At 76.7% G+C, this 26,423-nt stretch carries 6 protein-coding genes; 4 read left to right on the top strand and 2 right to left on the bottom strand.

What is annotated here, in order from left to right; translation table 11 throughout:
* The first annotated feature begins 1 nt into the window (after nucleotide 1).
* The 4 genes from ACWD3O_RS15565 (at nucleotide 2) to ACWD3O_RS15550 (ending at nucleotide 22,365) form a co-directional block, all read left to right on the top strand.
* Nucleotides 2-20,545: a non-ribosomal peptide synthase/polyketide synthase gene (locus tag ACWD3O_RS15565; RefSeq protein ID WP_451416205.1), complete on the top strand. Its 20,544-nt coding sequence runs from the start codon at nucleotides 2-4 to the stop codon at nucleotides 20,543-20,545.
* A 114-nt stretch (nucleotides 20,546-20,659) separates the two neighbouring features.
* Nucleotides 20,660-20,863: an MbtH family protein gene (locus ACWD3O_RS15560; protein WP_451408881.1), complete on the top strand. Its 204-nt coding sequence runs from the start codon at nucleotides 20,660-20,662 to the stop codon at nucleotides 20,861-20,863.
* 123 nt (nucleotides 20,864-20,986) lie between these two features.
* Nucleotides 20,987-21,517, top strand: coding sequence for a GNAT family N-acetyltransferase (locus ACWD3O_RS15555; RefSeq protein ID WP_451408880.1), 531 nt, complete (start codon nucleotides 20,987-20,989; stop codon nucleotides 21,515-21,517).
* Nucleotides 21,514-22,365 carry a thioesterase II family protein gene (locus ACWD3O_RS15550; RefSeq protein ID WP_451408879.1) on the top strand — a complete coding sequence of 284 codons (852 nt, stop codon included), beginning with the start codon at nucleotides 21,514-21,516 and terminating at the stop codon, nucleotides 22,363-22,365. The genes ACWD3O_RS15555 and ACWD3O_RS15550 overlap by 4 nt, the downstream gene beginning before the upstream one ends.
* Here the strand turns inward: ACWD3O_RS15550 and ACWD3O_RS15545 are convergent.
* Both ACWD3O_RS15545 and ACWD3O_RS15540 read right to left on the bottom strand, forming a co-directional pair.
* Entirely contained in the window at nucleotides 22,346-23,143 is a 798-nt protein-coding gene (locus ACWD3O_RS15545; protein ID WP_451408878.1) for a VOC family protein, read from the bottom strand. The two genes, ACWD3O_RS15550 and ACWD3O_RS15545, sit on opposite strands and share 20 nt — an antisense overlap.
* 97 nt (nucleotides 23,144-23,240) lie before the next feature.
* The gene (locus ACWD3O_RS15540; RefSeq protein WP_451408877.1) at nucleotides 23,241-26,105 is read right to left on the bottom strand and encodes a glycoside hydrolase family 3 C-terminal domain-containing protein; all 2,865 of its coding nucleotides are present in this window, start codon (nucleotides 26,103-26,105) and stop codon (nucleotides 23,241-23,243) included.
* Between the last annotated feature and the right edge of the window lie 318 nt (nucleotides 26,106-26,423).

The following is a 26,423-nucleotide window of genomic DNA, read 5'->3' as shown; positions in this document are numbered from 1 at the left end:
CATGACGTCTTCGAAGCAGAACCGCGCCGACGCCCTCCCCGACGACCTCCGCGAGGCGCTGCGCCGCCGGCTCGCCGGAGGGGCCGCCGCCGGGTCCGCCGCCACCTCCCGGCGGGCGATCCCGCGCGCCGACCGCACCCGCCCGCTGCCGCTCTCCCACGCCCAGCAGCGCCTGTGGTTCCTGGACCGCCTGCGCCCCGGCGACGCCCGCTACAACAGCGCCGTCGCCCTGCGGCTCACCGGCGCACCGGACCACGACGCGCTGAGCCGGGCCCTGGACCTGGTGACCGCCCGCCACGAGGCGCTGCGCACCACCTTCGAGGAGGGCGAGGACGGCCGCCCCGTCCAGCGCGTCCACGAACCCGCCCCCGTGCCGCTGCCGGTGCGCGAGGTCACCCCGGCGGAGACGGAGTCCGCCCTGCTCGCCGAGTACGCCCGCCCCTTCGACCTGCGCACCGGACCGCTGCTGCGCGCCCTGCTGCTCCGCGAGGCCCCCGACGCGCACGTGCTGCTGCTGACGGCCCACCACATCGTCACCGACGGCTGGTCGATGGGCGTCGTCCTCGAGGAGCTCTGCACCGCCTACGAGGCGCTCGCCCACGGGGAGCCGGTGGACCTGCCGGCGGTGGCCGCCCAGTACCCGGACTTCGCCGTGTGGCAGCGCGAACAGCTCTCCGGCGACCGCCTCGAGCGCGAACTCTCCCACGGGGCGGGGCGGCTGCGCGGCGCCGTGCCGCCCGCGCTGCCGCTGGACCGGCCCCGCCGCGGCGAGGAGTCCGGCGCGGGCTCGGTGCACGCCTTCACGGTCCCCGCCGACGTCACCGCCCGGCTGCGCGCCCTCGCCGCCGAACAGCACACCACCCTGTTCACCGCCCTGACCGCGGCCTGCCAGGCCCTGCTGGCCCGCTGGTCCGGGCAGGACGACATCACGGTCGGCTCCCTCACCCCGGGCCGCCCCCGCACCGAACTCGAGCGGGCCGTCGGCTTCTTCGCCTCCACGGTCGTCCTGCGCACCCCGGTCGACACGGCCGGCTCCTTCCGCGACCTGCTGGCGGCCGCCGCGGACACCGTCAACGACGCGTTCGCGCACGGCGACACGCCGTTCGACCGGCTGGTCGAGGCCGTCGGGGCGCCCCGCGAGGCGGGCCGCAACCCGCTCTTCGACGTGATGGTGCTGCTGCACCCTGCCCCGCCCGCCGCCCCCGCCGTGCGCGGCCTGGCCACCGCGCCGGTCACCGTGCCCCGGCGGGCCGCGACCTTCGACCTCAGCGTCGAGTTCGTGCCGGACGGCGAGGCCCTGACCGGGCTGCTGGAGTACCGCACCGACCTGTTCGACGCGGACACCGCCCGCCGGACCGCCGACCAGCTGGTGCGCCTGCTCACCGGGGCCGCCGCCGAACCCCACCGCCCCCTGGGCACGCTCCCGCTGCTCTCCGAGGAGGAGGTGCGCCGGGTGGTCCGGGAGTTCAACGACACCGCCCACCCGGTCCCCGCCGCACTCCTGCCCCGGCTCTACGAGGACCGCGCCGTCCGCACCCCGCACGCCACCGCCCTGGTGGCCGGCGGCGAACACCTCGACCACGCGACCCTCGACGCCCGCGCCGGCCGCCTCGCCCGCCACCTGATCGCCCGCGGCGCCGGCCCCGAGCGGCTGGTCGCCCTGCGCCTGCCCCGGACCGCCGACATGATCACCGCGATCCTCGCGGTGTGGAAGGCGGGCGCCGGCTACCTGCCCCTCGACCCCGCCCTGCCCGAGGACCGCGTCCGGTACCTCCTCGAGGACGTCCGCCCGGCCCTCGTCCTCGACGAGGCCGCCGTCCGCGCCGCCCTGAGCGAGGAGCCCGCGGAGACCTCGGAGCCCGTGGCCCGGTTCCCGGAGCCCGACCCCGAGCACACCGCCTACGTCATCCACACCTCCGGCTCCACCGGCCGTCCCAAGGGCGTCGCCGTCTCCCACCGCTCCCTGGCCAACCTGCTCGCCGCGCACCGCGCGGGCTTCGTCGCCGACGCCGGCGGCGGGCCGCTCACCGTGGCCCTGACCGCCTCCTTCTCCTTCGACACCTCCCTCGAGGGCGTGCTGCTGATGGCCGACGGCCACCCGCTGCACCTCGTCGACGAGACGACCCGCAGGGACCCGGCCGCCCTGGTGGAGTACGTCGTCCGGCACCGGATCGACTTCCTCGACCTGACCCCCTCCTACCTGCGCCAGCTGCTGCCCGCCGGTCTCCTCACCGACCCGCGCCACCGCCCGCGGGTGCTGATGATCGGCGGCGAGGCCATCGGCCCCGCCCTGTGGCGCGAACTGGCCGCCCACCCGGACGTCGCCGCCTACAACTTCTACGGCCCCACCGAGTGCACCGTCGACGCCCTCGCCTGCCGCGTCACGGGCGAGGACCGCCCGCTGGTGGGCCGGCCGCTGCCCAACACCCGGGCGTACGTCCTCGACGACCGGCTGCGGCCGGTGCCGCCCGGCGTCGGGGGCGAGCTGTACCTGGCCGGGGAGCAGGTGGCGCGCGGCTACTTCGGCCGGCCCGGCCTGACCGCCGCCCGCTTCCCGGCCGACCCGTTCGGCCCGCCCGGCAGCCGCATGTACCGCACCGGCGACCTGGCCCGCTGGACCGGCGACGGCCGACTCGACCACCTGGGCCGCGTCGACGACCAGGTGAAGGTGCGCGGCCACCGCATCGAGCCCGGCGAGGTCGAGGCGGCCCTCCTCGACCTCCCCGAGGTGGCGGCCGCGGCCGTGACCGCCGCGGCCGACGACCGCGGCCACACCCGGCTCGCCGCCTACGTCGTCCCCGGCGGAACGGACACCGCCGGAACCGACCCCGCCGGAACGGGCACCGCCGGAACGGGCGCCGCCGGAACCGACCCCGCCGGAACGGACACCGCCGGAACGGGCGCCGCTGAAACGGGCTCCGCCGGAACGGGCTCCGCCGGAACGGGCGCCGCGAAGCCCACGGACGGCGCCCTCACCGGCGCCGCGCTGCGCGCCGCCCTGCTCCGGGTGCTGCCCGAGCACATGGTGCCGTCCGCCTTCACCGTCCTCGACGCCCTGCCGCTCACCACCAGCGGCAAGCTGGACAAACGCGCCCTGCCCGCGCCCGACTTCGGCGGCGGCACCGCGCGCGGCGAGCACGTCGCCCCGCGCACCCCCGCCGAGGAGACCCTGGCCGCGATCTGGGCCGAGGTGCTGGGCGTGGCCCGTGTCGGCGTCACCGACAACTTCTTCGAACTGGGCGGCGACTCCATCCTCAGCATCCAGGCCGTCTCCCGCGCCCGCGCGGCCGGTCTGCCGCTGTCGTCGCAGGACGTCTTCCGCCACCAGACCGTCGCCGACCTCGCCGCCGCCGCGGCCGGGCGTGCCCCCGCCGCCCCGGCGCCCAGGACCCCGCACCCCACCGGCCCCGCCCCGCTGACCCCCGTGCAGGAGTGGTTCCTCGCCACCCACGGGCCCCTGCGCCACTTCAGCATGTCGGTCCTCCTCGACCTGCCCCACGACCTCGACGGGACGGCCCTGGAGCGGGCGGTGGAGGCGGTGGCCGACCGCCATCCCGCGCTGCGCACCCGGTTCGCCCGCACCGACGGCGTCTGGCGGCAGCACCCGGGGGAGGGCCCGGCCACCGGCCTGCTCACCCGCCACGACCTGTCCGCCGCGCCCGACCCGGCCGCCGCCCTGGAGCAGGCCGCGGACGCCGCCCGCGCCGCCCTCGACCCGGAGACCGGCGCCCTGCTGCGCGCCGCCCTGCTGCTGCCCGCCGCGGCGGGGGACCGCCCGCGGCTCTTCGTGACCGCCCACCACCTCGCGGTGGACGGCGTTTCCTGGCGCGTCCTGCTCGCCGCCCTCGAACAGGCGTACCGGCAGGCCGCGGCCGGTGAACCGGCCGCCCTGGAACCGGAGGCCGTGCCGTTCGCCGCGTGGGCCGCGCACCTGGCCGAACGGGTCCGGGCCGGCGACCTCGACGCCGACCTGGCCCACTGGACGGCCGAGACCGCCCAGGAACGCACCCCGCTGCCCGTCGACCGGCCCGGCGCCCCGCGCGCCGCGTCGGTGCGCACCGTCCGCGCGAGCGTCGACCCGGCCACCACCGAGGCGCTGCTGCGGCGCGTGCCCGGCGTCTACCGCACCCGGGTCGACGACGTCCTGCTGAGCGCGCTGGGCCGGGTGCTCGCCGACTGGGCGGGCGCCGGACGCGTCACCGTCCTGCTGGAGGGCCACGGACGCGAGGAGGTCGGCGAACCGCTCGACCTGTCGCGCACCGTGGGCTGGTTCACCGCCCAGTACCCGGTCACCCTGGCCCCCGCCGGACCGGCCGGCTCGCCCGACTGGGGCGCCACCCTCAAGGCCGTCAAGGAGAAGCTGCGGTCCGTTCCCCGCCGCGGCCTGGGCTTCGAGGCGCTGGCCCGCCTCGCCCCCACCGACGACCCCGCCGTCCGCGCGCTGCGCGGGACACCGCCGCCCCAGGTGTCGTTCACCTACCACGGCCGCTGGGAGACCCCCGGCTCGGGCGACTTCGCCCAGACCGCGCAGGTCCCCGGCCGGGAGACGGCTGCCGACGAGCCCCTGGACCACCTCCTCGACGTCTCCGCCGCCGTCGTCGACGGCACCCTCGAGATCACCTGGCACTACAGCGAGGACGTCCACGACGAGCGGACCGTGCGCCGGCTCGCCGACGGCATGACCGGCGCGCTAGCCGCCATCGCCGAGCACTGCGCCCGCCCCGGCGCCGGCGGCCGCACCCCCTCCGACTTCCCGCTGGCCCGCCTCGACCAGGCGGCCGTGGACCGGCTGGTGGGCGACGGGCGGGGCGTGGAGGACGTCCTGCCGCTGACCCCGCTGCAGGAGGGCATGCTCTTCCACCGCCTGGTCGGCGGCCCCGACGACGTCTACCTGGACCAGGCGTCCCTGCTGCTCCAGGGGGTGGCCGACCCGCGGGCCCTCGCGCTCGCCTGGCAGCGCGTCACCGACCGCACCCCCGCGCTGCGCACCTCCGTGGTCTGGGAGGACGTCCCCGCGCCCCTGCAGATCGTGCACCGGCACGCCGAGGTGCCGGTCACGCACCTGGACTGGCGGGAACTCGACCCCGCCGAGCGCGCCGTCCGGCTGGCCGAGCTGTGCGAGCGGGACCTCGCCCGCGGCATCGACCTCACCACCGCCCCGCTGACGCGGCTCACCCTGATCCGGCTGCCGGACGCCGGGCTGCGGCTGGTGTGGACCTCCCACCACCTGATCCTGGACGGCTGGAGCCTGGCCCAGGTCCTCACCGAGGTGTGCGAGGAGTACGCCGCCCTCACCACCGGGAGCGAGCACCGCCCGCCGGTGCGCCGCCCGTTCGGGGACTACGTGCGCCTGCTCGCCGAGCAGGACGACGGAGCCGCCCGCGACCACTGGCGCGGGGTGCTCGCCGGGTTCGCCACGCCCACCCCGCTGCCCGCCGACCGCCCGCAGGTCCACGGCCACCAGGCCAGGTCGGCCGCGATGCACACGGCCGGACTCTCCGACGAGGTCTCCGAACGGCTGGCCCGCACCGCCCGGGAGGCCGGCCTCACCCTCGGCACCGTGGTGCAGGGCGCGTGGGCGCTGCTGCTCGCCCGGTACGCCGGCGAGGACGACGTGGTGTTCGGCACCACCGTCTCCGGCCGTCCCGACGAGCTGCCCGGCGCCGAGTCCATGGTCGGCATGTTCATCAACACCCTGCCCACCCGCGTCCGGGTGGACGCCCGCCGCCCGGCCGCCGACTGGCTGCGCGAGTTGCAGCGGGAACAGGCCGAGGCGCGCCGCCACGCCGCGGTGTCGCTGGCCGAGCTGACCGCGCTGAGCGACGTGCCGCCGGGCAGCCCGCTCTTCCACAGCATGGTCGCCTTCGAGAACTACCCCTTCGACGAGGCCCGCACGGCCGGCGCCGGGGTGCGCCTGGCCGAGGTGTCCTCCCGGGACGCCACCAACTACCCGCTGGTCCTGCGCGCCTTCCAGGGCGAGCGGATCGGCTTCGACCTCGCCTACGACCCCGCGCTGTTCGACGCCGCGACCGTCCGCGCCCTCGCCGGGCGGCTGAGCCTGCTGCTGACCGGCATCGCCGCCGACGCCGGCCGCCCGCTGCGCGAGCTGCCCTGGACCACGCCCGCCGAACGACGCCGGCTCACCGGGGGCGACGACGGGACCGCGCCCGGGACCCTCCCCGACGCGGCCCCCGCGGTCCTTCCCGGTGCCGCCCCGGGCTCCCTCCCCGGGACCGTGTACGGCCGTCCCGCCGAGACCCTGGTGGACCTCTTCGAGGCGCGGGTCGCCCGCACGCCCCGCGCCGTCGCCGTCACCTGCGCCGGCGAGCACCTGGACTACGCGGCCCTGGACGCCCGCGCCAACCGGCTCGCCCACCGCCTCGCCGAGGCCGGCGCCCGCCCGGAGCGCTTCGTCGCCCTCGCGCTGCCCCGCGGCCTCGACCAGGTGGTGGCGATCCTCGCGGTGCTCAAGACCGGCGCCGCCTACCTGCCCGTCGACCCCACCGCGCCCGAGGAGCGCCTGACCGGGATCCTCGACGACGCCCGCCCGGTGCTCCTGGTCACCACCGCCGAGGCGGCCCACCGGGCCCGCGGCGGCGTGCCCGTGCTGCCGCTGGACGCCCCGGAGGTCGCCGCCGACCTCGCCGCCCGGCCCGCGACCGGCCCCCGCCCCGCGACGCGGCCGCTGCCGGAACACCCCGCCTACGCCATCTACACCTCCGGCTCCACCGGCCGCCCCAAGGGCGTCGTGGTGCCCCACGCCAACGTGGTGCGGCTGTTCGGCAGCACCGCCCACTGGTTCGGCTTCGACGAGCACGACGTGTGGACGCTCTTCCACTCCTACGCCTTCGACTTCTCGGTGTGGGAGCTGTGGGGCGCGCTGCTGCACGGCGGCCGGCTCGTCGTCGTCCCCGACGACGTGGCGCGCTCCCCGGAGGACTTCCTGCGGCTCCTCGCCGACGAACAGGTCACCGTCCTCAACCAGACCCCCTCCGCCTTCTACGCCCTCCAGCGTGCCGACGCCGAACACCCCGCCCACGGCGCCCGGTTGGCGCTGCGCACGGTGATCTTCGGCGGCGAGGCCCTGGACGCCACCCGGCTGGGCCCCTGGTACGCACGGCACCCGCAGGACGCGCCGCGCCTGGTGAACATGTACGGCATCACCGAGACCACCGTCCACGTCACCCACGCGCCGCTGGACGGCGCGGCGCACGCCGCCGAGGCCGCCGCCGGTGCCATCGGCGTGCCCATCCCCGACCTGCGGGTGTACGTCCTCGACGACACCCTGGCCCCGGTGCCGCACGGCGCGGTCGGCGAGATGTACGTGGCGGGGCAAGGGCTCGCCCGCGGCTACCTGAACCGGCCCGGCCTGACCGCGGTGCGGTTCCCGGCCGACCCGTACGGCGCGCCGGGCACCCGGATGTACCGCACCGGCGACCGGGCCCGCCTCCGGGCCGACGGCACCCTCGCGTACCTGGGCCGTGCCGACCAGCAGGTCAAGATCCGCGGCTACCGCGTGGAACTCGGCGAGATCGAGGCCGCGCTGCACACCCACCCGGGCGTGGCGGCGGCCGCCGTGAACGTCCACGAGGACGCCTCGGGCACGCGCCGGCTCGTCGCCTACTTTGTGGCCCACGGCGGCGGTGACCGGCCCGCCGACGGGCAGGCCGCCGACGGGCAGGCGGGCGACGGGCAGGCCGCCGACGGGCAGGCGGGCGACGGCCGGCCCGGTGCCGAGCACGCGGGTGCCGGGGAGGACGGTGCCGCCGCCGTGTCCCCGGACGCCGCCGCGCTGCGCGCGCACCTCCAGCAGTCGCTGCCGTCGTACATGGTGCCCGCCGCCTACGTGCCGCTGGCGGCACTGCCGTTGACCGTCAACGGCAAGCTGGACCGGCGCGCGCTGCCCGCCCCCGGCCCCGACGGCTACGCCGCCCGCGGCGACCGCGTCCCGCCGCGCACCCGGGCGGAACACCTGGTCGCCGCGGCCTGGGCGGACGTCCTGGACATCGGCCCGGACGGCGGGATCGGCGCCGAGGACGACTTCTTCACCCTCGGCGGGGACTCCCTGCTCGCCGTGCGCGTCACCGCCCGGCTCCGCACCGCCTTCGGCGCCGACGTGTCGCCCCGGCTGCTGTTCACCCACCCCACCGTCGCCGCGCTGGCCGCCGCGCTCGGCGACCCCGGGGACAGCCCCACCGCCGACCCGATAGCGGCCCTCGCGCCGGACACCCCGGCCCCGCTGTCGTACGCGCAGCAACGCCTCTGGTTCCTCGACCGGTTCGAGCCGGGCTCCACCGAGTACACCACCCTGTCCGTGCTGCGGCTGCGCGGACCGCTCGACGAGAAGGCGCTGCGCTCCGCCCTGGACGCCCTGGTGGCCCGGCACGAGACCCTGTGCACCGTCTTCGCCGACCAGGACGGCGACGGCGACGCCCGGCAGGTGGTCCTCCCGCCGCGGCCGGTGGAGCTGCCCGTCGACGACCTGGCCGGAGACGGCGACGGCGCCCTCGACGCGCTGCTGGACCGCGAGGCCGCCGAGCCCTTCGACCTCACCACCGGCCCGCTGTTCCGCGCCCGCCTCGCCCGCCTCGGCCCCGACGACCACGTGCTGGTCCTCGCCGTGCACCACATCGTCACCGACGGCTGGTCCGTCGCCGTCCTCGGCCGCGACCTGAGCGAGCTGTACACCGCCGCCCAGCAGGGCCGCACCCCGCGGCTGCCCGAACTCCCCGTCCGCTACGCCGACTTCGCCGCCTGGCAGCGCGCCCGCACCGAGGAGGCGGAGCGCGACCTGGCCCACTGGCGGCAGGTCCTGGACGGACTGGAGCCGCTGGAGCCGCCCACCGACCGGCCCCGCCCCGCCGTCCGCACCCGGGACGGCGCCCTCGTCACCTTCGAGCTGCCGGCCGCGCTCACCGACCGGCTGCGCGAGACGGCCCGTTCGGCCGACGCCACCCTCTTCATGACCCTGCTGACGGCCTGCCAGGTCCTGCTGTCCCGCTGGACGGAGCAGGAGGACGTCGCCGTCGGCACCGTCACCGCCGGACGCGACAGGGCCGAACTGCACGACCTGGTCGGCATGTTCGTCAACACCCTGGTCCTGCGCGCCCGCATCCGCCCCGACCTGTCCTTCCGCGCCCTGCTGGAGCAGGCCAGGGAGGTCGTCCTGGACGCCTTCGCGCACCAGGCGGCGCCCTTCGAGCACCTGGTGGACGCGCTGGGGCCGGACCGGGACACCAGCCGCACCCCGCTCTTCCAGGTCATGGTCGCCCTGCACAACCTCGGCGCCGAGGCCCCCGAGCTGCCCGGCCTGGACGTCGAACCGGTGACCCCGCCCGTCCGGAACGCCACCTTCGACCTGGCCTTCGACTTCGTCGAGCACGACGGGGGCGTCACCGGCCACCTGGAGTACAGCACCGGCCTGTTCGACGAGGAGACCGCGCGCGGCCTCGCCGCCCGCCTGCGGCTGCTGCTGGAGGCGGCGGCCGAGGACCCGGAGCGGCCGGCGGGCGCACTCCCGCTGCTGACCGACGCGGAACGGCGGCAGGTCCTGCACGCGGGGCAGGGCGCCCCGCAGGCCCTGCCCGACACCACCTTCACCGCGCTGTTCGAGGAGCAGGCCGCGCGGACCCCGCACGCCACCGCCCTGGTCGCCGGCGACGCCACGCTCGACCTGGCCACCCTCAACGCCCGCGCCAACCGGCTCGCCCACCACCTGGTCGCCCTCGGCGCCGGCCCCGAGGAGATCGTCGCGGTGCGCCTGCCCCGCACCGCCGACCTGCCGGTCGCCGTCCTGGCGGTGCTGAAGGCCGGAGCCGCCCCGCAGTGCCTCGACCCGGACCTGCCCGCCGAACGCGTGACGGCCCTGCTCGAGGACACCGGGGCGCGCACCGTGCTGACCCCCGAGACCCTGCGCGCCGTGGAGTGGGAGCGGCTGCCCGACCACGACCCCACCGACGCCGACCGCCGCGGCCCGCTCGACCCGCGCCACACGGCGTACGTCATCCACACCTCCGGCTCCACCGGACGGCCCAAGGGCGTCGCCGTCGAGCACCGCCAGCTGGTCAACCTGTGCCTCGACCACCGCGACGGTCTCCTCGCCCCGCACACCGCGGGCGGCCGCCGGCTGCGCGCCGCGCTCAGCGCCTCCTTCTCGTTCGACACCTCCTGGGAGGGCCTGCTGCTGCTCGCCCTCGGCCACGAGGTGCACCTGCTCGACGAGGACACCCGCCGTGACCCCGACGCGTTCTGCGCCCTGGTCGCCGACCGGCGGCTCGACTTCGTCAACGTCACCCCGTCGTTCCTGCGCGAACTCCTCGCCGCCGGGCTGCTCGCCCCCGGCCGTCACCACCCCGGGCTGCTCCTCGTCGGCGGAGAGGCCGTCGACACCGCCACCTGGCGGCAGCTCGTCGCGGCGGCCGGCCTCGGCGTGACCGCCTACAACATGTACGGCCCCACCGAGACCACCGTCGACGCCACCTACGCCCGCTGCGCCGACAGCCCCGGCCGGCCGGTGATCGGCCGCCCCGGCCGCAACCTGCGGGCCTACGTCCTCGACCGCGGCCTGCGCCCGGTGCCGCCGGGCGTGCCCGGCGAGCTGTACCTGGCCGGGCCGCAGGTGGCCCGCGGCTACCTGGGCCGCCCCGGGGCGACCGCCGCCCGCTTCCTGCCCGACCCGTTCGCCGGGACGGCCGGGGACGGCGCCCTCCAGCCCGGAACCGGGCGGGGAGCGAGGATGTACCGCACCGGCGACCGCGTCCGCCGGGACGCCAACGGGCAGTTGGAGTTCCTCGGGCGGACCGACGAGCAGGTCAAGATCCGCGGCTTCCGCATCGAGCCCGGCGAGGTGGAGGCCGCGCTCCTGGCCCACCCCGACGTCGCCGACGCCGCCGTGGCCGCCCGCGAACACGCCGGCCGCACCCTGCTCGTCGCCTACCTCGCGCCCGCCGCGGACCGCGTCCCGCCCGCCGACGAGCTGCGGGTCCTGCTGCGCCGCACCCTGCCCGACCACATGGTGCCCGCCGCCTACGTGCCGCTCGCGCGCATCCCGCGTACCAGCGGCGGCAAGACCGACCGGCGCGCCCTGCCCGCTCCGCCCGTCCAGCCCGACACCACCACCCCCTACGTCGCGCCGCGACCCGGCGTGGAGGAACGGCTCGCGGCCCTGTGGGCGGAGGTCCTCGGCGTCGAACGGGTCGGCGCGCAGGACAACTTCTTCGCCCTGGGCGGGGACTCGATCCTCAGCATCCAGATCGTCTCCCGGGCCCGCCGGGCCGGTCTCGCCCTCACCACCAAGGACGTCTTCCGCCACCAGACGGTCGCCGAACTCGCCCTGTGCGCCGGCGACCCCGGCGACCCGGCGGCGACCGGCGCGGCGGCGGAGGCACCGACCGAGGCCCCGCTCACCCCCATCCAGCGCTGGTACCTCGACGGCCGCCGCCCCGGTGACCGGCTCCGCTTCACCATGACGCAGCGCTTCGCCGTCGCCCCGGACACCGATCCGGACGCACTGCGGCAGGCCGTCGAGGCTCTGGTGGCCCACCACCCGGCCCTGCGCACCCGCTTCCGCCGCACGCCGGACGGCTGGCGCCAGGAAGTCCTCCCTGAGGCCCCGCACCAGGTGTTCACCCATCACGCCGGCCCGGTGGGGGAGGCACGGATCCAGCAGGTGGTGGACGACGCGCAGGCCTCCCTCGACCCGATCGAGGGGCGGACGGTGCGCGCCCTGCTCCTCGACGGCGACCCGCGGCAGCTCGTCCTCACCGTCCACCACCTCGCCGTCGACGGGGTCTCCTGGCGCATCCTGCTCGCCGACCTCGAGACCGCCCACCGCGCCCTCGCGGAGGGACGGCCCGTCGCACTCGACCCGGTGGGCACCGCGTACACCACCTGGGCCACCCGGCTGGAGCGGCACACCCGCTCCGGCGCGCTGGACACCGACCTCGCCCACTGGGAGGCGGCCACCGGCACCGCTCCGGCCGATCCGCCGGCCGGCCGGAGCGGCCCCAACACCCACGGCACCGCCGCCACCCTCACCGTCGCCCTGGACGCCGAGGAGACCGACGCGCTGCTGCGCCGCGTCCCCGACGCGTACCGCACCCAGGTCAACGACGTGCTGCTCAGCGCCCTCGGCCGCACCCTGGCCCGCCGGTGCGGCGGCGACACCGTCCTGATCGGCGTGGAGGGCCACGGCCGCGAGGACCTCTTCGACGACCTGGACCTCTCCCGGACGGTCGGCTGGTTCACCGCCGAGTTCCCCCTCGCGCTGACCGTCGACCCCGACGCCGGCTGGCACGACACCCTGCGCTCGGTCAAGGAGCAACTGCGCGCCGTGCCGCGTCACGGGATCAGCCACGGCGCCCTGCGCCACCTGGTGCCCGGCAGCCCGCTCGCCCACGGCCCGCGGCCCTGGATCGGCTTCAACCACCACGGCCGCTGGGACACCGGCGGCGGCCCCGGCGACGGCCTGCTGCGGGCGCAACTGCCCCCGGCGGGCCGCGACACCGACCCCGACGAGGAACGCCCCTACCTGCTGGACGTCACCGGAGTCGTCCAGGACGGCCGCCTGGAACTCGGCTGGACCTACCCTGCGGCCGTCTACGACGAGGCCGTCGTGCGCCGCCTCGCCGAGGAGACGCTCACCGCGCTGCGGGAGATCGTCGCCCACTGCGCCCGCGAGGGCGCCGGCGGCCGCACCCCCTCCGACTTCCCGCTCGCCCGCCTCACCCAGCGGCAGCTCGACCACCTCGTCGGCGACGGGCGCCGGGTGGCCGACGTGCTGCCGCTCACCCCGCTGCAGTCCGGCATGCTCTTCCACGGCCTGGTCGACACCGCCGACGCCTACGTCGACCGCATCGCCGTCCGCCTCTCCGGAGTCGCCGACCCGCGGGCCTTCGCGGAAGCCTGGCAGGAGGTCGCCGACCGCACCCCCGCCCTGCGCACCAGCGTCCACTGGCAGGGCCTCCCGCACCCGGTCCAGGTCGTCCACCACCGCGTCCACCTGCCCGTCACCCACCGGGACTGGCGCCGCCTGACGCCCGCGGAGCGGGACGAGGCGACGGCACGGCTGCTCGCCGAGGACCGCGCCGCGGCCCTGGACCTCACGCGGGCGCCCCTCACCCGCCTCACCCTGGCCGCGCTGCCCGGCGACGAGGTGCTGCTCCTGTGGTCCACCCACCACATCGCCCTCGACGGCTGGAGCAGCGGCCAGCTCCTCACCGAGGTGTGCGAACGGTACGCCGCCCGCACCGGCGGCCCCGCCGCCGCGCCGCCCGCCCGCAGGCCGTTCGCGGACTTCCTGCGCTGGCTGGCCGAACGCGAGGAGAACGACGCGGCCGCGGCCGAACGGTACTGGGCCGGGGTGCTCGACGGCTTCACCGAGCGCACCCCGCTGCCCTACGACCGCACCCCCACCGAGGCGCACCGGGCCCGCTCCGCGGCCACCGTCCACCGGGAGCTGGACGAGGACCTCTCGCGGCGGCTGCGGGAGGCGGCGGCCCGCGCCGGGATCACCGTCAGCACCGTGGTCCAGGGCGCCTGGGCGCTGCTCCTGGCCCGCGGTGGCGGGCGTGACGACGTCGTCTTCGGCACCACCGTCTCCGGCCGCCCGGCCGAACTGCCCGGCGTGGAGACCATGATCGGCATGTTCATCAACACGGTGCCCACCCGCGTGCGGGTGCCGTCCGGCGGCGTGCGGGACGGCGGCGTGCGGGAGTGGCTGCGCGGTGTGCAGGAGGAGCAGAGCGAGGCGCGCCGGCACGACTTCCTCGCGCTGCCCCGCATCCAGGCCACCGGCCGGATCCCCTCCGGCAAGCCCCTGTTCGACAGCATGGTGGTCTTCGAGAACTACCCGGTCGACGAGTCCGCCGCCGCCCGCACCGGCGTCGTGGTCGAGGAGGTGCGGCCCGAGGACGCGACCTCGTTCCCGCTGTGCCTGCGCGCCCACCTCGGCGACCGCCTCGGCCTCGACCTCGCCTACGACCCCGACCTGTTCGACGCCCCGACCGCCGAACGCGCCGCCGCCCGGCTGTCCGTCCTGCTCACCCGGCTCGCGGACGGACTCGAGGCGGACACCGGCGTCGACGGCCTCGCGGCGGTCACCGACGAGGACCTGCGGACGCTCGAGCACTGGAACACCACCGCGCGCAGCGTCCCGCCGGGCAGCCCGGTCGACCTGTTCGCCGGCCAGGCGCACCGCACCCCCGACGCCGTCGCGGTCGACGACGGACGACGCGGCATCACCTACCGGGAGCTGGACGCCTGGTCGGACCGGCTGGCCGCACGCCTGCTCGCGGACGGGGTCGCCCCGGAGGACCGCGTCGCCCTGCTCATGGACCGCCGCGCCGAACTCGTCGTGGCCCAGCTCGCCGTGCTCAAGGCGGGCGGCGCCTACCTCCCGGTGGACTCCCGCGCCCCCGAGGAACGGCGCCGCGCCCTGCTCGCGCAGGCCGGAGCCACCGTCCGGCTGACCGCCGAGGACGTCACCGCCTGCGCCGCGCAACGGCCCGGCACGCCGCCCGCCGCCCTGCCGCCCGCCGACCCCGACCGCCTCGCCTACGTCATGTTCACCTCCGGCTCCACCGGTCTGCCCAAGGCGGTCGCCGTGCGGCACCGGGACGTGGCCTCCCTCGCCACCGACAGCCGGTTCGGCGGCGGCGTGTGCGCCCGGGTGCTGCTGCACTCGCCGGTGGCCTTCGACGCGGCGACCTTCGAGGTGTGGGCCCCGCTGCTGACCGGCGGTACCGTGGTCGTCGCCCCGGACGGCCCCGTGGACGCGGCACTCCTGCGCCGCCTGACCGCGGGCGGCGGCCACCGCGAGCACCCCTCCGGCGGCCACCGCGAGAACCCCTCCGGCACCGGCTCCGGCAGCCCCCGCGGCGAACGCGCCGACCGCGGCGGCCTGACCGCGCTGTGGCTCACCGCGGGCCTGTTCCGGCTGCTCTCCCAGGACGCCCCCGACTGCTTCGCCGGCCTGCGCCAGGTGTGGACCGGCGGCGACGTCGTCCCCGCGGCGGCCGTGCGCCGCGTCCTGGCCGCCTGCCCCGGCCTGACCGTCGTCGACGGCTACGGCCCCACCGAGACCACCACCTTCGCCACCTCCCACGCCCTCGCCGACGCCGACGCGGTACCCGGCACCGTGCCGATCGGCCGGCCGCTGGACGACCTGCGCGCCCTCGTGCTGGACGCCCGGCTGCGCCGCGTCCCGCCCGGCTGCCCCGGCGAGCTGTACCTCTCCGGGGAGGGCGTGGCCCGCGGCTACCTCGGCCGGCCCGGCGCCACCGCCGCCCGCTTCCTCGCCGACCCCTACGGCCCGCCCGGCGGCCGCATGTACCGCACCGGCGACCTCGTCCGGCGGCGCCTGTCCGACGGCACGCTGGAGTTCCTCGGCCGCGCCGACGACCAGGTGAAGATCCGCGGCTTCCGCGTCGAACCCGGCGAGGCCGAGGCCGCGCTGGCCGCCCACCCCGGCGTCGCGGACGCCGCCGTGGTGGCCCGCGAGGACGGGGCCGGTGCCAAGCGGCTGGTCGCCTACGTCGTCGGCGAGGCCGGCGAGGTCCCGGACGGCCTGCTGGAGTCCGCCCGCCGCACCCTGCCCGACTACCTGGTCCCCTCCGTCGTCGTCCCGCTCGCGGCCCTGCCGCTCAGCGCCAACGGCAAGGTGGACCGTGCGGCGCTCCCCGCCCCCGCCGACGCCGCGCGCCGCCCCGACCGCGCCCGCCTCGCCCCCCGCACGGAGGCGGAGCGACGCACCGTCGAGGTCTTCGCCCAGGTGCTCGGCGGTGAACGGCCCGGTGCGGAGGACGACTTCTTCCTCCTCGGCGGCGACTCCATCCTCAGCATCCGCCTGGCCGCACGCCTCGCCGAGGAGTTCGGGACCGACGTCTCCCCGCGCGCGGTCTTCGACCACCCGACCCCGGCCGCCCTCGCCGCCCTGCTCACCGGACCCGGTACGGCCGCCCCCGCGCGGCCCGGCCCGACCCCGGTGCCGCGCGACCCGGCGCCCCCGATGTCCTACGCGCAGCAACGCCTCTGGTTCCTGGAGGAGTTCGCGCCCGGCGGCGCCGAGTACGTCACCGCGCTCGCGCTGCGCCTGCGCGGCCGCCTGGACACCGGCGCCCTCACCCGCGCGCTGCGCGCACTGGTGGCCCGGCACGAGTCGCTGCGCACCACCTTCGACTCCGCCGACGGCCACGGCGTGCAGATCGTCCACCCGCCGCAGGACGTCCCGCTGCCCCTGCACGACCTGTCCGCGCTGCCCGAGGCGGAACGGGCCGCACGGACGGCGGACCTCGTCGCCGCCGAACGCACCCGCCCCTTCGACCTGCGCCGCGGCCCGCTGCTGCGCACCGCGCTGGTGCGGCTGTCCGGCGACGAACACGTGCTGGCCCTGGTGATGCACCACATCGTCACCGACGGCTGGTCGAACTCCGTCCTGACCGGCGACCTGTTCCACCTCTACCGCGCCGAGACCGGCACGGGCGGCGGCGCGGGCACCGGTACGGGCGCGGGCTCCGACGCGGGCGTGGGGGAACTCCCGCCGCTGCCCGTCCAGTACGCCGACCACGCGCACTGGCAGCGCACCGCGCCCGGCGCCGCCGCCGAGGAGCACCTGGCGTACTGGAAGGAGCAGTTGGCCGGCGTCGAGCCGCTCGACCTGCCCACCGACCGGGCCCGCCCGCCGGTGCGCACCTCGGACGGCGCCGCCACCGGCCTGGTGCTGCCCCCGGACACCGCCCGCCGGCTGGCCAGGACCGGGCAGGAGCGCGGCGCCACCTTGTTCACCACCCTGGTCGCCGCCACCCAGGCCTATCTGGCCCGGCTGTCCGGCGGGCGGGACATCGCCGTCGGCACCGTCACCTCCGGCCGCGACCTGCCCGAGACCCAGCGCCTGGTCGGCTTCTTCGTCAACACCCTGGTGCTGCGTTCCCAGGTGCGGCCCGAGCAGTCCTTCCCCGACTTCCTCACCGAGGTCCGGCGGACCGTCCTCGACGCCTTCACCCACCAGGACGCGCCCTTCGAGCAGGTGGTGGACGAGGTGCGGCCGGAGCGCGACACCAGCCGCACCCCGCTCTTCCAGGTGATGGTCGCCCTGCAGAACACCCCTCCCGCCCGGCTCGACGTCCCCGGCCTGGAGATCACCGACGTCGCCACGGGGCTGCAGCACGCCGCGTTCGACCTCTCCTTCGAGTTCGCCGAGACGGACGACGGCGCCCTGCACGGCCTGCTCACCTACAACACCGGCCTCTTCGACGCCGCCACCGCCGAGCGCATGGCCGGCCAGCTCACCACCCTGCTGACCGCCCTCGCCGAGGACCCGCACCGGCCACTGGGCGCCCTGCCGCTCACCACCGGCGCGGAACTCGAGGCCCTGGTCGAGCGGGGACGCCCCACCGCCCGCCCGGTACCGGCCGCCACGCTCCCCGACCTGTTCGCACGGCAGGCCGCCCGCACCCCGGACGCGGTCGCCCTGGCCGAGGGCGGGAGGACCTGGACCTACGCGGAGACCGACCGGGCCGCCAACCGGCTCGCCCACCGGCTCATCGGCTGCGGCGTCGGCCCCGAGACGGTGACGGCCCTCGCCCTGCCCCGCGGCGCGGCCTCGGTCGTCGCCCAGCTCGCCGTCACCAAGGCCGGCGGCGCCTTCCTCCCCGTCGACCCGGCCTACCCGGAGGAGCGGCGCCGGTTCATGCTCCGTGACGCGGGCGCGGCCCTCGTCCTGGACGACCCCGGCGAGGTCTGGTCCGGCGACGGCCCGGACACCGCGCCCACCGACGCGGACCGCACCGCCCCGCTCACCCCCGCCCACCCCGCCTACGTCATCTACACCTCGGGCTCCACCGGCACCCCGAAGGGCGTCGTCGTCACCCACACCGGCCTCGCCGCCTTCGCGGCGGGCGCCGCCGAACGGTACGCCGCCGGACCCGGCGACCGGGTGCTGCAGTTCGCCTCGCCCAGCTTCGACGCCTCCGTCCTGGAGCTGTGCGTCTCCCTGCTCACCGGCGCCACCCTGGTGACCGGCGAGGAGGGGCCGCTGGTCGGCGAACGGCTGGCCGAGGTGCTCGCCGGACGGCGCGTCAGCCACACGCTGATCCCCCCGGCCGCCCTCGCCACCCTCCCGCCGGGAACCGCCCAGGCCCTGCCCGGGCTGCGCACCCTGATCGTCGGCGCGGAGGCATGCCCCGCCGACCTGGTGGAACGGTGGGCCCCCGGCCGCCGGATGATCAACTCGTACGGGCCCACCGAGGCCACCGTGGTCGCCACCTGGACCGGCCCGCTCACCCCCGGCGCGGGCGCCCCGCCCATCGGCGGCCCGGCCGGCGCCACCCGCGTCCACGTCCTCGACGCCGCCCTGCGGCCCGTCCCGCCCGGAGTGCTCGGCGAGCTGTACGTGGCCGGCCCCGGTCTGGCCCGCGGCTACCTCGGCAAGCCCGGCACGACCGCCTCCCGCTTCCTCCCCGACCCGTTCGGGGCGCCGGGGGAGCGGATGTACCGCACCGGCGACCTGGTGCGGTGGGACGCCGACGGGCAGCTCCGGTTCGGCGGCCGCGCCGATGCCCAGGTCAAGCTCCGCGGCTACCGCATCGAGCCGGGCGAGATCGAGGCCGCCCTGCGCCGCACCGGCCGGGTGCGCGACGCGGCGGTCGTCGTCCACGACGACGCGGCGACCGGCACCGCACGCCTGGTGGCCTACCTCGTCCCCGCCGAGCAGCCGCCGACGCCGCACGACCCGCGGGCGCCCCACGACCCGTGGGCCCCGCACGACCCGCAGGAGCTGCGGGAGGAGCTGGCGCGGCAGCTGCCCCCGCACATGGTGCCGTCGGTCTTCGTACCGCTCGACCGCCTCCCGCTCACGCCCAACGGCAAGCTGGACCGGCGCGCCCTGCCCGCCCCCGGCCCCGCCACCGCGCCCGCCGGGCCCCGCACCGCACCGCGCACCGACACCGAACGGCGCGTCGCCCGGATCTGGGCCGACGTCCTCGGCGTGCCGGAGGTCGGGACCGACGACAACTTCTTCCACCTGGGCGGCGACTCGATCCTCAGCATGCAGGTCGTCTCCCGGCTGCGCGGCGCGGGTCTGCACGTGACCACCCGCGACCTGTTCGCCCACCAGACCGTCGCCGCGCTGGCCGCCGCGGTCCGCGAGGATCCCCACGGCGGCGGCGACGCCGGCCCTGTCAGCGGCGACGTGCCGCTCACCCCCATCCAGGAGTGGTTCCTGACCACCCCGCGCGCCGCGCACCACCACTTCAACCAGTCACTCCTCCTCGAACTGGGCGGCGCCCCCGACCCGAAGGCCCTGGAGACCGCCCTCGCCGCCCTGCTCACCCACCACGACGCGCTGCGCATGCGCTTCACCCGGGACGCCGACGGCTGGCACCAGTTCAACCCGCCGCCCGCCGACCCCCCGGAGGACCTCCTCGTCCAGCACGACCTGACCGGGCTGACCGCCGCCGAGGCCGACACCGCGATGGAGCGGGCCGCCGACGCTCTGCACGCCGGGTTCGACCTGGAACGCGGACCGCTGCTGCGCGCCGCCCTGTTCACCGGCGCCGAGGACCGCCCCGCGTTCCTCCTCCTGGTCGCCCACCACCTCGTCGTCGACGCCGTCTCCTGGCGGATCCTCCGCGACGACCTGGAGACGGCCTGGCGGCAGGCGGCCGCCGGCGAACCGGTCACCCTGGGGGAGCGCACCACCTCCTACCTGGACTGGGCCCGCGGACTCGCCGCCCACGTCGCCGACGGCGGCCTGGACCACGAGATCCCGCACTGGGAGGACGCCACCGCCGCCGACCCCCTGCCCGGCCCCGCGGCCACCGAGGCCGGCGCGTCACAGGCGCTCACCGTCGAACTCGACGAGACCGACACCGAGGCCCTGCTGCGCTCCGCCCCCGCCGCCTACCGCACCCGGGTCAACGACGTCCTGCTCGCCGCCTTCGCCCTCGCCCTGGCCCGCTGGACCGGCCGGGAGCGGGTCCGCCTGGACCTGGAGGGACACGGCCGTGAGGACCTGCTGGACGGCGTCGACCTGTCGCGCACCGTCGGCTGGTTCACCACGGTCCACCCCGTCGCGCTGCGCGTCGACGACCCGGACGACCTGGGCCCCGGCCGCGACTGGCGGGCCCTGGTGAAGTCGGTGCGACGCCAGTTGCGTGCCGTGCCCGGCAACGGCCTCGGCTTCGGCGCCCTGCGGACCTTCGGCCCGCCCGCGGTGCGGCAGCGGCTCGGCGGCTCCCCGGCGCACGGCCAGGTGGTCTTCAACTACCTCGGGCAGTGGGACGCGCGCCCGTCCGACGGCACCGGCGGGGACACCGGCGCCGACCCCGGGCCGGTCCGCGCCGCCCACGGCGGCTTCGGCCAGGACCACGACCCCCGCGACGGCGGCTCCCACCTGCTGGAGGTGGTCGGCGCGGTGCAGAACGGCCGGCTCGCCTTCACCTGGCACCACCGCCCCGCCGTGCACGACACCGACACGGTGCGCCGTGTCGCCCGCGAGTTCACCGCGGCGCTCGGCCACATCGCCCGGCACGCACGGGGGGTGCGCTGAGGTGCGCGCCGCCCGGGCCCGCTGCCCGCCCGCCGGGCAGGCCCCGGCCCACCAGGCGTGCAATTGCGCCAACTACTCCCGAAACCCCCCGCATTGACGACGGAAGGCAGAAAAATGGACGAGAACACCCGCTACCAGGTGCTGCGCAACGACGAGGACCAGTACTCCCTCTGGCCCGTCGACATCGAGGTGCCCGCCGGCTGGCAGCCCGTCGGCAAGGAGGGCACCGAGGCCGAGTGCACCGCCTACGTCGACGAGGTCTGGACCGACATGCGCCCGCGCAGCCTGCGCGAGCGCATGGAGAACACCGGTTCCTGACCCCGTGCCGCCGGTGGGGCGCGGAGGCAGGCCGCCTCCGCGTCCCACCGGGCCCGTCCCGTCCCTCCCGCCCCGCCGGGCGTCGCCCGCCGTCCGCACCCGCCGCCGAGACGAGGAGACCTCATGCCCATGCCCGCCCTGCGCACCGAGCGCCTGGAGTTCCTGCCCTACCGCCCCGAGCACGAGGACGGCTTCGTCGCCCTGCTCCGCGACGAGGAGGTCTGCCGCTGGATGGGCCAGGAGAGGGTGCCCGAGGAGGACATCCGGCGGATCTTCCGCGCCATCCTCACCGACGTCTACCCGACACGGCTGTTCGACGTGTGGGGCGTGTGGCAGGGGCAGGAGCACATCGGTCACGCCGAGGTGAAACGGACCGGCAACGTCGATGGACACGAACTGATCCTCGCCCTCGCGCCCGGCTACTGGGGCAAGGGCCTGGGCACCGAGGCGGTCCGCGGCCTGATCCGGCACGCCGCCGACAACCTCGGGCTCGACAAGGTCTACGGGATGGTCGGCGCGCAGAACACCGCCAGCCTCGCCATGTCCCGCCGCCTCGGCTTCGTCCCCGTGCGCGACGTCGTCGGGGACGACGGCACGACGACACGGATGCTGATGCTCCCGGTCACCCCCTCCGGCCAGGACGCCCCGGCGTGACCTGGGACCCGGACGTCCGCGGGGACCGCCCCGACCTCCGCGTCCCCTGGTTCCGGCACCACCGGACCGGGCGGCCGCGGCTGCGGCTGGTGTGCTTCCCCCACGCCGGGGGCACCGCGGCGGTCCACCGCACCTGGCCGCGCCGGCTGCCCGAGGAGGTGGAGGTCCTCGCCGTCCAGTACCCGGGACGGCAGGACCGCCTCACCGAGCCGTGCGCGCGGTCCATGACCGAACTCGCCGACGCCGTCACGGCCGCCCTCGGCCCCTTCCTGGACCTGCCGGTGGCGCTTTTCGGCCACAGCATGGGCAGCGCCGTCGCCTACGAGGTGGCGCTCCGGCTGCGGCGAGTGCCCGGCGCGCGGACCGTCGCGCTGCTGGTGTCGGGGCGGCGCGCACCCCACCTGGGAAGCCGGGTGCCGGTCCCGCTCGACGACGCCGGCCTGCTGGAGTCCGTCCGGCGGCTGGGCGGGCCGGACGCGTGGGCCTACGAGCATCCCGACATGGGCGAGGTGCTCATGCCGTCGCTGCGCGGCGACCACCGGCTGCTGGACGCCTACCGCCCCGACCCGCCGGCCGAGCGGCTGCGCGTCCCCGTCACCGCCTACGGCGGCGACCGCGACCCCGTCTGCCCGGTGACCGACCTGGACACCTGGGCGGAGGTCACCGACGCCGGACTCCGGACGGTGGTCCTCCCCGGCGGCCACTTCTACCTGCGGGAGCGGGAGGAGGAACTGCTGGCCGACCTCTCCTCCCGCCTCACGCCGCACGCCGCGCCGGATCCGGCCCGCGCCGGACCGTTCCGGGACGGGCGCGGGCCCGGAGCGGAGGTCAGCCCTCCGCGGGGGTGAGGACGACGAAGTCCGCGGTGGACGGGTCGAGGCAGACGGCCATCCGGCCGACGCCCTCCGCGGTCTCCGGCCCCATCTGGATGCTGCCGCCGTTCTCGGTGATCCGGGCGACCGCGGCGTCGCAGTCGGTGACGTTGAAGACGGGGTGCCAGTACGGGCGGCCGTGCGCCAGGCCGAGGTGCTCGGCGGGGAGCTCCATGACACCGCCGTGCATCCGCTCCTCCGGGAGCCCGGCGGGGGTGATCATGGAGTAGGTGCCTCCGCCGCCCGGCAGGTCCATGTCGCTGAACCGCCAGCCGAGGACCTCGCCGTAGAACTCCTTGGAGGCGGCCGCGTCGCTGGTGTACAGCTCGGTCCAGGAGAGCGAACCCGGCTGGTCGACCAGGTCGACGCCCTTGGTGGTGCCCGGCTGCCAGACGGCGAACTGGCCCCCCAGCGGATCGCTGTACTGCGCCATCCGGCCCCACTCGTCGAGGTCCCGCGGGGGCACGCGCACGGTGCCGCCCGCGCGTTCCACCGCCGCCGTGGTGGCGTCCGCGTCGGTGACGCTGTAGTAGATCATCCAGGCCGGACGCGCGCCCTCCTCGGTGAGCTTGCCGAGGCCGGCGACGATCTTGCCGTCCTTCCGGAACATGCCGCCTTCCATGCCCTCGCCCTCGCCCATGGACTCGTAGTCCCAGCCGAGCAGGGCCCCGTAGAAGGACGCGGCGGCCTGGACGTCGGGTGCGCCGAGGTCGAGCCAGCAGGGGGAACCGGGGGCGAAATCGTTGGTGATCATGACGATGGTCCCTTCGCGGATTCCGTACGGATCCAGCCTGGCACGGGGGACCGGGAGCCGCCTGTCAGCCGGAGCGCCGCGGAGGGCCGCCGCCTGCTCAGGCGCGCTCGCGGGCCGAGAAGGTGATCCGGGCGAGCCGCAACGGCCCCCGCAGCCGCAGGCGCAGGTCGTGCACCCCGGCCGGAACGCCCGGCGCGAGGGGCGCGCTCAGGGTGACGTAGGCGTAGGGGTCCTTGGTGGGCTCCGGCGGGGACAGGGTGGCGAGGGCGGGCCCGTCGTCGACCTGGAGGGCGACGGTGCCCTCACCGGACACCTCGACGGACACCTCGTCCGCGCCGTCGCCGAAGTCGCAGCCGCGGAAGAGCAGGTCGCCCACTCCGGTCCCGGCCGTCGTCACCGCGTCGCCGGCCACCTTGGTCCGGTCGACGATCTCCGTGCCGTTCTGCTCGTCGTAGCACGCGGCGTCGAGGCCGTGCACGAGGACGGGGCGCGGACGGGCGGGCTCGCCGGGGAGGCGCACCACGCACCGCAGACGGACGTCCTCGCTGGAGGCGCCGGCCAGCAGCTCGTAGTCGCCCGGCTCCACCCGGAGGCGGCCGAGAGCCACGTCCCACACGGCGAAGGCGGAGAGCGGCACCTCGAAGGAGAGGGCGGCCGTCTCCCCGGGCGCCAGCGTCACGCGGCGGTGGGCGACCAGCTCCCGGCGCGGACGCGGGACCGAGGGGTCCACGGCGCGGACGTAGAGCTGGGCCACCTCGTCGGCGGTGCGGTGGGCAGAGGTGTTGGTGACGGTGAACGCGACCCGCACGGCGGTGGCGTCCGGGCGGGCCGTCAGGCCGTCGTACGCGAAGGAGGCGTAGGACAGGCCGTGCCCGAAGGGGAACAGCGGGGCGCCCCGGAAGTACAGGTAGGTCTGGCGCGAGCCGATCACGTCGTAGTCGAGGAGGGGCGGCAGGTCGGCGTCGTCGGCGTACCAGGTCTGCGGCAGCCGGCCGGCGGGGGAGACGTCGCCGGCCAGCACCCGGGCCAGGGCGGTGCCCGCGGCCTGCCCCCCGTGCGCGGTCCACAGCACGGCCGGGACGTCCGCCACGTCCAGCGCGTAGGGGTAGGAGGAGGTCAGCGCCAGCACGGTGGCGGGACAGGCGGCGCGGGCGGCGCGGAGCAGCCGCTCCTGCTGGGCGGGGAGCCGCAGCGTGGTCCGGTCCTCGGTCTCCCGGCCGTTGACGTGCGGGTCGTTGCCAGCGACCACCACGACCACGTCCGCGGCGGCCGCGGCCCGGGCCACCGCCTCCTCGCCGCGCTCGGTGACGACCAGGTGGAAGACCTCGGGGGTCCCGTCCGCCACCCGCACGCCGTCGGCGTCGGCCCGCACGGTCAGGCCGGTCGCCAGGTGGCGCAGGAGGTGCCCGTCGCCGTGCGGTTCGAGCCGGAAGGTCTCCCGGACGACCCACCCGCCCGGCTGGTCGGCGGAGGCGCGGACGAAGCCGTCCTCCGCCGCCGAGAGGTGACGGCCGTCGGGCGCGCGCAGCGTCAGCACGCCGTCCCCCCAGTCGACGAGGGCGAACTCGGTGCCGGTGGCCGCGGTGGTGAGCGGCGGCAGGTCGGTGCGCCCGGCGAGCAGTGCCGGGTCGAGGGAGCCCTCGGCGTCGTCCGCGGGCGGTGCGGCGTCGTCCGGGGCGGGCGGCACGTGCAGGAACGCGCCGGAGGAGGTCCGCAGCACCACCCGGTCCGCGCCCTCCGCGAACTCCACGTTCCCTTGCCCGAACCGTGTCCGCAGGCCGTCGAGCGGCGTGGAGCGGTGCAGGAGGGAGCCGCTGTACCAGTCCAGCTTGCACTCGTCGGCCAGCAGCCCCACCACCGCGATCCGGGCGCCGGGCGCGACCGGCAGCACGCCGTCGTTGCGGAGCAGGACGACCGCCTGCTCGGCCGCCTCCCGCGCCAGCTCCCGGTGCTCCGCCGTGTCGAAGGCGTGGTCCCCGGCGTGCGGCCCCGCGTCCGGGTCGAACTCGCCGAGCCGCAGCCGCACCGACAGCTGGCGGAGCACTGCCCGGTCGATGTCGGCCTCGGTGACCAGCCCCAGCTCCAGGGCGCGTGTCAGCCGGGCGACGGTCGGCGCGCTGTCCGTCCCGTGGTCGGTGAAGCTGTCCACGCCGGCGCGCAGGGCCGCCGCGACGGCCTCCTCGTGGGTGTCGTAGTAGTCCTCGAAGTCCACCAGGTTCGACGGCGCGCCCGCGTCCGAGCAGACCAGCAGGTCCTCGCCCGTCCAGGTCCGCAACGGGTCGTCCAGCAGCGGGGACACGTGGTTGGGGCGGCCGTTGACCAGGTTGTACGCCGGCATCACCCCGGCCACCGCGCCCGCCCGCACGGTGTCGCGGAAGGCGCGCAGGTCGTACTCGTGCAGCACCCGGGGCCGCACCGAGCTGGAACTGGTGTTGCGGTCGGTCTCGTTGTTGTGCGCGAGCCAGTGCTTGAGCACGGGGGCGGTGCGCCAGTACACGGGGTGGTCGCCGCGCAGCCCGCGGGTGTAGGCCGTGGCGATCGCCGAGGTCAGGTACGGGTCCTCCGCGTAGCCCTCCTCGTTGCGGCCCCACAGCGGGTGGCGCAGGAGGTTGACGGTCGGCGCCCACACGTTGAGCCCCAGCCGGTCGTCGTCCCGGCGCATCGCCCGGATCTCCCGTGACACCGCCTCGCCCACCCGGCGCACCAGCGCCGGGTTCCAGGTGGCCCCGAGGCCCACGGCCTGCGGGAACACGGTGGCCGGACCCGCCCAGGCCACCCCGTGCAGCGCCTCCTGGCCGGTGCGGAAGGCGGCGACGCCCAGGCGCTCCACGGCCGGCGCGTACTGGTGCAGGAAGCGGATCCTCTCCTCGAGGGTCAGCCGTGACAGGAGGTCCTCGGCGCGCCGGGCGAACGGCAGCAGCGGATCGCGGAACGGCGGCCCGGACGGAGTGGATGCGGTCACGTGGAGTTCCCCCAGCGGCTGGGCGGGCGAGGACCTTTCGAAGCGCTTCGATGCTCGGTGGAGCCCTCCACGGGTGTCAAGGGAGCGACCTCGGCCGGATCCCCCGCATCGCCGACACAGCGGTGAGCAGGGCGTGTCGCGGCGGCCCGAACCCGGCTGCCGCGAATATCGACACCAGTCTTGTGCGCCCCTGGGTGTTCACCTAACCTCGCTCCACATCGAAGCGCTTCGACGACCGGGTCCGCGCTCCCCGCATGCCCTCCCGCCGGACGAGCGCCTCCGTTCAGCCAGTTCCGCCGAAGACACCGCAGCCGACGG

This window comes from Streptomyces sp. NPDC002640, assembly GCF_053592575.1.
The sequence above is the reverse complement of the archived record's forward strand: the minus strand, read 5'-3'. Positions and strand labels throughout refer to the sequence as shown.

Coding starts and splice junctions, on each gene's coding strand:
- ACWD3O_RS15565 (WP_451416205.1), top strand. CDS start 2: ATGACGTCTTCGAAGCAGAACCGCGCCGACGCCCTCCCCGACGACCTC.
- ACWD3O_RS15545 (WP_451408878.1), bottom strand. CDS start 23,143: ATGATCACCAACGATTTCGCCCCCGGTTCCCCCTGCTGGCTCGACCTC.
- ACWD3O_RS15555 (WP_451408880.1), top strand. CDS start 20,987: ATGCCCATGCCCGCCCTGCGCACCGAGCGCCTGGAGTTCCTGCCCTAC.
- ACWD3O_RS15560 (WP_451408881.1), top strand. CDS start 20,660: ATGGACGAGAACACCCGCTACCAGGTGCTGCGCAACGACGAGGACCAG.